6 protein-coding genes are annotated in these 9372 nt (G+C 41.8%); 1 reads left to right on the forward strand and 5 read right to left on the reverse strand.

Annotation, left to right across the window (positions count from 1 at the left end; genetic code table 11):
• Positions 1–22 precede the first annotated feature (22 nt).
• Entirely contained in the window at positions 23–511 is a 489-nt protein-coding gene (locus ACESM0_RS10995; protein WP_372906260.1) for a GNAT family N-acetyltransferase, read from the forward strand.
• 53 nt (positions 512–564) lie between these two features.
• Here the strand turns inward: ACESM0_RS10995 and ACESM0_RS11000 are convergent, their stop codons facing one another.
• From ACESM0_RS11000 to ACESM0_RS11020, 5 genes are all read right to left on the reverse strand, one after another.
• Positions 565–1422, reverse strand: coding sequence for a family 16 glycosylhydrolase (locus tag ACESM0_RS11000; RefSeq protein ID WP_372906261.1), 858 nt, complete (start codon positions 1420–1422; stop codon positions 565–567).
• 92 nt (positions 1423–1514) lie between these two features.
• Complete coding sequence (locus ACESM0_RS11005; RefSeq protein WP_372906262.1) at positions 1515–2954, reverse strand: PKD domain-containing protein; 1440 nt, start codon at positions 2952–2954, stop codon at positions 1515–1517.
• 43 nt (positions 2955–2997) lie between these two features.
• Complete coding sequence (locus ACESM0_RS11010; protein WP_372906263.1) at positions 2998–4572, reverse strand: RagB/SusD family nutrient uptake outer membrane protein; 1575 nt, start codon at positions 4570–4572, stop codon at positions 2998–3000.
• Positions 4573–4602: 30 nt separating this feature from the next.
• Entirely contained in the window at positions 4603–7986 is a 3384-nt protein-coding gene (locus tag ACESM0_RS11015; protein WP_372906264.1) for a SusC/RagA family TonB-linked outer membrane protein, read from the reverse strand.
• A gap of 28 nt (positions 7987–8014) precedes the next feature.
• Positions 8015–9088 carry a FecR family protein gene (locus ACESM0_RS11020; RefSeq protein ID WP_372906265.1) on the reverse strand — a complete coding sequence of 358 codons (1074 nt, stop codon included), beginning with the start codon at positions 9086–9088 and terminating at the stop codon, positions 8015–8017.
• Between the last annotated feature and the right edge of the window lie 284 nt (positions 9089–9372).

A 9372-nucleotide genomic window follows, 5' to 3' on the forward strand; every position in this document is an offset into this window, starting at 1 on the left:
AAAATGATCTTTTAGATGAGATATGAAAATTCGAACACCCATTGCGGCTGATCTGCCGTCAATTGATGAAATTTACAACCAAGCCATTGAAGAACGGTTTAAAACAGCCCATACGGCACCAATGAGTGAAGAAGAGCGAAGGGATTGGTTCCGGAAGTTTAATGATCAATATCCACTTTATCTATGTGAAATAGATGATGAAATAGTAGGTTGGCTGTCGGTATCACCTTATCGACCAGGACGGAAAGCACTTGCCGAAACGGCTGAGGTGAGTTTTTACGTGGCAAGAGAAGCAAGGGGACAGGGAGTTGGTTCGGCACTGTTGAAGCACGCTATAAATAGACAAGGCCGTCTCAATTTTCATGTATACTTTGCCATTTTAATTGAAACGAATAAAGCCAGTATTTCTCTTCTTGAAAAGCATGGATTTGAAGAGTGGGGCTATCTTCCTGAAGTAATCAATATTGAAGGTGAGAGGAGAGGTCAGTTTTACTACGGAAAAGTCCTTTGATACTTTTAAATAGCAAAGGACTTCAGAATCTTTAAAAAATTTAAGTTAGCTAATCAGTTTTTATAAACTCTTATGTAGTCAACTTCCATTCTGGCTTGATTTAGATCAGGATCAATGCCGTTTCGCATTCCTGCGGTTTCATATTGAGGATCACTTCCCCAATTCCCACCCATTGCAATATTCATAATGAGGAAAAAATTGTTGTTAAAAGGCCATGTTTCCGAATTTTTTATCGAAGGGCTGTACGTGTAGAATTCCTCGCCATCAACTTTAAAGATGATGCTTTCCGGTGTCCAGACGGCTTCGTAAATATGAAATTCTTCGTGAAAATCAGGAACTTCTGTGTGGCCTGAATTTTGGGTATTCCCATGGCTTGACGGTGTATGCAATGAGCTATGGATCATGCCCGGATTTTTACCTACATGTTCCATGATGTCAATCTCACCGGAGGCAGGCCAACCTATATCTTTATAATTTGATCCAAGCATCCATATTGCTGGCCATGTACCTGAACCCTGCGGGAGTTTAGCCCGTGCTTTAACGGTCACATATCTGAAGGATTGAAGACCTTCCGATTTAATTCGGGCTGAGGTCCACTGGCCACTTTCATAAATGGCGTCTATAACAAGCATTCCATTTTCCATACGCACATTTTCCTGTTCATCGGTATAGTACTGCACCTCATTGTTTCCCCAGCCACCACTTCCGTGCCCAATATCGTAGGTCCAGTTGTTGCTGTTTGGTGACCCTGAACCGTTAAATTCATCTGACCAAATAAGATCTCCTGGTTGCAGTGTATCAGTTGGGTCAGGTTCGATGTAATTAAAACTATCTGCCGGTCCATCTGATGAGCATGATGAAAGGCTTAGAATCAAGAAAAAGCTTGTGAGAAATGAAATAAAATTAGACATAAATTTATTCGTCAAATATGCTAGGGTCAAAAAAATGTATAAAAAAAGGGGAAGAATAAGAATTCCTCCCCTAGTAATTACTCAGTTAAGATTTATTCAATTAGCTGGAAATCATCGATAAAGAAGATTCCGGGCATTCCATGGCCTTCACCGCCAATTTGAACTATAATTTTGTCATAGATTTCCTCAGCACTCCACTCACTGAAATCAAACTCCAGTTCTACCCAAGTATTTGTTTCTGCCACAGTTTGAACAACTGTTGCCTGGTTTACCCAAGGTTCAGGATTTTGAGAATCATGAAGTTTTACTTCTACCTGCTGAGACAATGACGCTGACGGAGCCCATGCTTCTGCATTGGGATCTTCAGTTTCATAGTCGTTGTATGATGGGAAATATACCTTGAGGCGAACCTTATTGTGCACATTCAGGTCCATCTTGTAATCCAGGTTGATAAAAACGTTATCAAACTTGGCTTCCCCTTTTACATACCTTGCAACCTTTTCTGAAGTATTGATGCCTACGGGAGCAGGATTGTCATAGTTTTCATTGAAACCCGTTACTTCCTCGGTGACCCAGGTTACATTCCCATCTTCGTCAAAGTTGTCAAACAACTCGTTAGATTCATAAGGAATTTCCTCAGTAGGATGTTCGTATCCTTTAGGAATAAGTGTATGATACCAAGCCAGGTCATTATTTGAGTCTTCAAATCGCAGGGCCAATCGATTTTCAGATATTTCCAGAATTTCATACTCGCGGGTTCCCGCAAAGAAACCAATCCATCCCGGATCTGAAACAGTAATGAACATATCACCGTCATCTTCATTTTTTATAAAATTAAAAGACAGATCATTTGGTGCGGTCCACTGTGCCATTAAGTCGCCACCCGGTGCTTCATAGGTTCCATCCACTTCATCACCGTAAGCTCCATTAAGGAATACGTAACCGCTCGTTTGCATTTCGAAATTGAATCCATCCAGGGTGAATGTGTATTCGTCGGTATACAAGCCGGTTCCCGGTTTTGCGAGGGGAGGAGCTTGCCAATACTCCGGCCAATCACCGTCGGGAGGGCCTACACCCATGTGCGCTACTTGTGTACTGTCAATCACCCAGGTTTTTCCTTCAATCTGATCGGCTCCACCGGTAAGCATATTCAAATCAGGATCATCCAGCATTATAGGATTTGTCTCTTCTATTGTCACAATTTGTGAATTAACAGCTTGACCTGACTCGGTGAAGATTGTGAGTTGTACGGTATATTCACCCTGTAGAGGGAATCGGCCGGTAACGACATCACCCTCAGCTTTTGCTCCATTTCCAAAATCCCAGAGGGCTTTGAAACTGTTTGAGGTATTGACAAACTCAACAATATTTGGATTATCCGGGTTGTGTGTATAATCGAAAGTTACATTTTCCGATTTGGGTGGTTCATCCAAATTTGGATCTGAAGAAACCTGCGGTTCGCAAGCTCCCAATCCCAATCCGATAATCAACAGAACCGGAAGCATCCATTGAATTTTAATTAGTGTTTTCATATCAGTGGTGATTCATTTAAGATTTTTGTTTAAAGGGAACTAATTAATACCCTGGGTTCTGTTGAAGCTGACCGTTTGAAATGTCAATTTCACTTTGTGGAACAGGAAACAGGCCCACTTTTGCAGTATTGTATGAAACTTCAAAATCGGGGGCATCGCCTTGATAATCCTGTTTTACAGCGCCTGGTATTGAAATATGCTGTTCAGCTATATTTTGTCCATATCGCTGAAGATCCCAATATCGCTGGCCTTCCATGGCTAGTTCTATTCGGCGCTCATTCCTTATGTTTTCCATCGTCGCTGCCACTTCCGGCATTCCTACGCGTTCTCTTACTCGATCTAAGTATTCCTTAGATTGTACAGGGTCAGTGTCTAAGTGCAGTTCCGCACCCATCAGAAGTACATCAGCGAATCGAATAACTCGGTAGTTGTTACCCCAATTGAGCTCGAGCTGTCCATCGGATGGAGTATACGCTTTATGAGTGGTATATTTATTGGTGAACTTACCGGTGTGTTGGTAACCGATTGATATACCTTCATTGAATTCACTTTCAAACAGTACGGTTGCGTCAAGTCGCGGATCTGCTGGATCAAAAGCATCTACAAGTTCCTGCGTTACCGGTGAGAAACTCCAGCCTCGTTGATAATCTTCATCACCCGGCTGATCAACTCGCGGTCCCTGCATTTGAGGTGCCATGTTTCCTTCGCCACCTTGAATGTAACCCCAATCATACCACGGTCTTGAATCTGCGTAGGCAATCTCAAAAACAGACTCTTCACTAAATTCAAACTCAGGGGTGAAGATATCTTCGTAATTTTCAACCAAGTCGTGGTCGCTAAGATTAATAACATCATCAATCATTTGAGCCGCCATTGCCTGGGTTACAGTTTCACCACCGGCGGGCAGATCTTCGTCAAAAACACCCGAGTAGTAGAGATATACTTTTCCTAACAGAGCCTGTGCAGCCCATTTGGAAGTACGGCCTAACTCATTAGATGGGATAGTTTCCGGAAGGTCCGGGATTGCAGCAAGTAAATCTTGTGCAATCTGCTCATAGACTTCTGATGGGTCGGCTTGTGGCTGATTGTATTCATCAGGGTTATCGAGCGGTACGGTAATGAGTGGTACATTTCTAAAGAAACGAACCAGATCAAAATAGTAGTAGGCTCTCAGAAATCTGGCTTCAGCCATAGTACGTGTTTTGAAAGCTTCGTCGTCTAACTCAAGTCCTTCAATTTCAGTAAGGTATTTGTTGGCTCTGTATATACCGGTATAGTACTTTTGCCAAAGCCCGTGAATTTCTCCATTTGTAGTGCGGATATTATGTTTATCCACTTCAACAATGTTTGGAGCATCATTTCGGCTGGCTCCGCCGGCGAAAGCGTCATCAGAGGCGATGTCACTCAACATTTCCGGTACGTGGAATCCAATAATCGTATTCCACTGTAGTACGTCATAAACTGCAACTAATGCTTCCTGTGCATCTTCCTGTGTTTCATAGAAGTTAGACTCTACACGCTGGTCCAGTGGTTCTACACTTAGGAAACTGTCACAGCTGCTTGCAAAGCCTGCAATAGTGACTATCAAAAAAGCTAGTGTTATTCTTAAGGTTTTCATGATCAAAAGTTTTAAGTGTGGATAATACGATTAAAAAGTAAGGTTGACACCGACTCGGAAGTTGCGAGCTTGTGGGTAGACTCCGCGGTCGACACCTACGCTGAGTGCTGATGCTGATCCTATTTCCGGATCAAATCCGCTATATCCTGTAATCGTAAATACATTTTCTGCAGACACATAAATTTTTGCCTGTTGTATACTTACGCTTTGCAGAACATCGGTAGGGATAAAGTAACCTACTTGTACATTCTTCACTCTTAGATAGGAACCGTCTTCTACGTAAAGATCAGAAATTTTTGACCAGTTACCGTTGCTGTCATTCCAGGTAAATCGAGGTAGATCGTTTGATGTACCGGGGCCTGTCCAGCGTTCGAGGTAAGAAGCAGGCATATTTGTCGTGGTCAGATCATGACGGCGTGTGGCATTGAATATCTCGTTACCCAATGTTCCCTGCATGAAGACTGATAGATCGAACTGCTTATAGTTGGCTCCAAAATTCATACCAAATGTCAGATCCGGTGTAGGATTTCCAATCATTGTTCGATCGGCGTCATCAATTTGGCCGTCTCCATCCAAGTCCCTGAAGCGTACGTCTCCGGGCTGAGCGTCTGGCTGAATCAGGTCTCCTTCACTGTTTGTATAGGAAGTCACTTCATCCTGATTTTGGAAGATTCCATCGGTTTCGTAACCCCAGAAATATCCAATTGGGAAGCCTTCTTCTGCTCGTGTCACAATACCGTAGGTAGCAAAACCGGTTCCGACAATCACGCCTTCGGCATTTCCGATATTTGTCACTTCATTTTTATTCAGAGCAAAATTCAATCCAATATTATAGTTGAACTCGCTGTTGTAATTACGATAGTCTACACTGAACTCAAACCCTTCGTTTGTAACGCTACCACCATTAATAACAGGTGCATTGTTACCCACGTGACCTGGAATAGGAGCAGTTACAAGCAATCCTTTGGTATCTTTTTGGTAGTAGTCTGCTTTAATGATCAGACGATCCTGCCATAGTCCTAAGTCAACACCAAAGTTTAACTGTTCTGAAGTTTCCCATTTAAGGTTTGGATTTGGTACGCTTGAAGGAACAGATCCGGTATTGAAAGATTCACCATCTCCAAAGGTATAACCGTTACCGGTTGCGATTGTGGAGGTATAGGCGAAGTTACCAATGTTTTGGTTTCCATTTTGACCCCAAGAAGCACGCAGCTTCAATAGGTTGATACTATCATATTCTTCCATGAAGGATTCATTACTCATAATCCATCCCAGTGAAACAGAAGGGAAGATTGCGTATCGGTTGTTTGAACCAAATTTCGATGATCCGTCAACTCGAAGAACCGTTGTGATAAGGTATCTGTCAGAGAAATTGTAGTCGGCTCGACCAAAGTATGATAGCAGCCTTTCACTGTATGCACCCCCCGATGTTCTCATGGACTCTTCATCTGAAGCCACGTTGAGCCAGGCGTTGGAAGGATTTTGCATCAGCAGATTGGATTTTGAACCAAAGAGATCCTCGAACTGAACTTTTTGAGCCGAAATACCGCCTAATAGTTCAATGTTATGATTTCTGAAATCTTGCTGATAAGTGATCGTGTTTTCCAGATTCCAGGTGTACCATCTATTCTCAGCCTTACTCACTAAGGATTCGCTGTTATTCTGTGAGGAATTCAAATAGTAGGTTGGTACATAACTGTCATCTTTAACAAAAGCGGCATCAATACCGAAACTACTTTTCACTACCAAATTTGGCAACAAGTCTAACTCAGCAAAAAAGTTATTAACCAGCTTGTCGACTTGAGTTTCACCATGGGTGACCTCTAAGCGAGCCAGAGGGTTTACAATTTCCTGAGTAACATATCTTGAGATCCCGAAATGTCTGCCATCTTCTTGAACGGCATTACTTGGGAAAGTGCTCAACCTGTCAGGATCGTTCTCATAAATAGGAGTGAGGGGATCCATGTTCAAAGAATTACTTAGAGGGGAACCCCATTCGCTATTACTGAGAACTGCATTTCTGTTAATGCGAGTAAAGTGGAGGCTGTTACCTACGCGGAACACATCACTTACTCTGTTGTTTAGTTTTAAACTGAACGTATTACGCCCGAATTGAGACTTATCTCCCCCGATAATTCCTTCCTGTGAGAAAATAGTGAAACCCGTTAAGTACTGGGTTTTCTCGTTCCCACCTGAAACGGTAATCTGGTGATTCGTCATTGGCGCATTGTTATTAAATACTGCCTCTTGCCAGTCAGTTCCTCCGGATACGTCAGGAGAAGTTGGAAACGGCATGGTTATTCCCGCAGCAGCCGCACCTTCATTCATCATCATCATGTATTGACGGGCATCCAGAACGTTGATTTTTTTCCATGGATTCTGAATACCGGCATAACCTTCATATGTAACGTTTGTTTCATCAGGTCGTCCCGATTTTGTTGTTATCAGTACTACGCCATTGGCTGCCCTTGCGCCGTAGATTGCGGCTGAGGAAGCATCTTTAAGAACTTCAATTGATTGAATAGAGCCTGGATTTAAATAATCGATACCACCAACAGGCATTCCATCCACCACGTAAAGTGGGTCAGCGTCTCCGGTTGTACCGGCTCCGCGAATTCGAATGGTGGGGGCTTCTCCCGGCTGTCCGGATTGATTTGCTACAAAAACACCTGCTGTACGGCCCTGTAGTGCCTGTTCAACGCGAAGAACCGGTGTTTGTGCAATTGTTTCGGAGCTGACTGATGAAACGGAACCAGTAATTTCACTTCTTTTTTTGGTACCGTAGCCAACCACTACAATTTCTTCTCCCGATTCCAATACACTTGGTTCCAGAGCAACATTGATTTCACTTCGTCCGTCAACAGGTACCTCCAAGGTTTGGTACCCTATATATGAATAACGCAGGGTATCATCCGGTTCTACAGATCGTAACTCATAACGACCATCTATATCAGTAGTAGTCCCCCGGTCAACGGTTCCCTTAACGAGAATATTTACACCCGGAAGCGTCTGATTTGTAGATGCATCCGTAACAACTCCCATCACAGAATCTGCAGGTATTTCTATCTCAGCTTCTTCCATATTGGAAATCACGAATGTACGGTTATCAATGTATGTTGAAGTTAAATTGTGGGGTTCTAAAACCCTGTCAATAACTTCAAATACTGATGAACCCTCAATTGATTCGGCATAACCTGACTTTCCATTGACCAAATTGGATTGGTACAGAAAGATCACATCGTATCCGTTTTCAATTTTATTTAAGGTTTCTTCTAAACTCACCTTTTTCTCTGGTTTCTGAGCCGACAAAATGTCTGTGCTTGAAACGTACTGTTCTGTTTGTTTTGCCCCTAATGAGCTTACGCTAAATAGGATAATGAGCAAAACTAACAAGGAGGATATTTTAGTTTTCATATCACTTAAGTTTTTAGGTAATGATTAATTATTCAGTACTACCTGAATCTGTTTTTTCTTTGATATAAACCGTTTGATCTTGCTGATCAATATCTACTTCAAGCATTTTAGAAAGCCCTGATAGCAAAAAGGATAAATCAGAGCTATTAAATCTGCCTGTTAGTTTTTCATCTGATAGAGTTTGATCTTCAACAATCACTTCAACGTCGTATGTGAATTCGATTCTTGTGATTAAATCTGAAAGAGGTGTCTTATCTAAAACCATATTATTGCCGGCCCAAGACGTGTAGACCTCAGTATTCACTTGTTCAACCTGAATATTTTCAGAGTTTTGTGAGAAAAGCGCTTTTTCTCCCGGAGACATTACATATTCCAGACCTGGTTTTTTTGTCTCTCCCTGGACATTAATTTTAACACTCCCTTCAGTCAATACGACCTGACTTTGATTCTTCGTTGTATTTACGGAGAATCGGGTACCCAATACGGAAATACTTCCATCGGGTGTGTGTACTATAAATGTTCGGGATTCTGATGTTTCTTTTCTGGTGATGTTGAATAGTGCTTCACCTTCAAGCCACACTTGCATGGTATCCGACTCCACCATTTTCTGAGGGAGACGTATTTTTGAATTAGCATTGAGGGTGATTATCGAGCCATCTGAATATTGAACGGTGGTCTTTTGACCGGTTTCCGTTTCAAATTCTTTATACTCAATAGATACTATCTGAACCGGTTCTGTAGCGCTATTCTGTAAAAAAGAATTTCGCGCCAGATAACCTGTTAAAAGTAGTAAGCATATAGCTGCAGCCATTGTTAACCAGACTATGTTCCTGGATCTGTTTCGCGATGGCTTTATGGACTTTATATTTTCCTGAGATTCAATTCGTTTTAGTAAACGGTTGAATTCGTCGTTGGAATTAGGCTTAGGTACATTAAGAGTCCCCTTGTTTAGTAGCTTTTTCCCTTTTTCTATAGATTGGGCATTTTGGCTATTTGCCTGCATCCATTCAGTCCAATAGGCAACTTCTTCCTTTGAGGCTTTTCCTTTCAGAAATCGGACGAAGGAGTCATCCATTAAAAGTTTAGAGAACTGATTTGGCATTTGTTAGTTGTTGGTTATTTGTAAACTGCTCTTTCTTAAGAAGAGAGATGGCAATCCCGGATCTACTCAAAGTTTTTTTATTTTTTATTTTAAAAAAAATAGGTGAGGCTTTAAACAGTTCGAAAAATTGAACTTAGCAATTGAAAAGGAGAGCAGAGAATGTCAGTTATCAAGAAAAGTTCGCAATTGATTGACTGCAGAAAACACCAAATTGTAGATACTCTGTGCGTGTAGACCTAAAATTTGCGAAAGTTCTTCAGTTGAAAATCCCTCATAAAATTTTA

It is taken from the genome of Rhodohalobacter sp. (assembly GCF_041686455.1).
In the GTDB taxonomy this organism is placed as follows: domain Bacteria; phylum Bacteroidota; class Rhodothermia; order Balneolales; family Balneolaceae; genus Rhodohalobacter.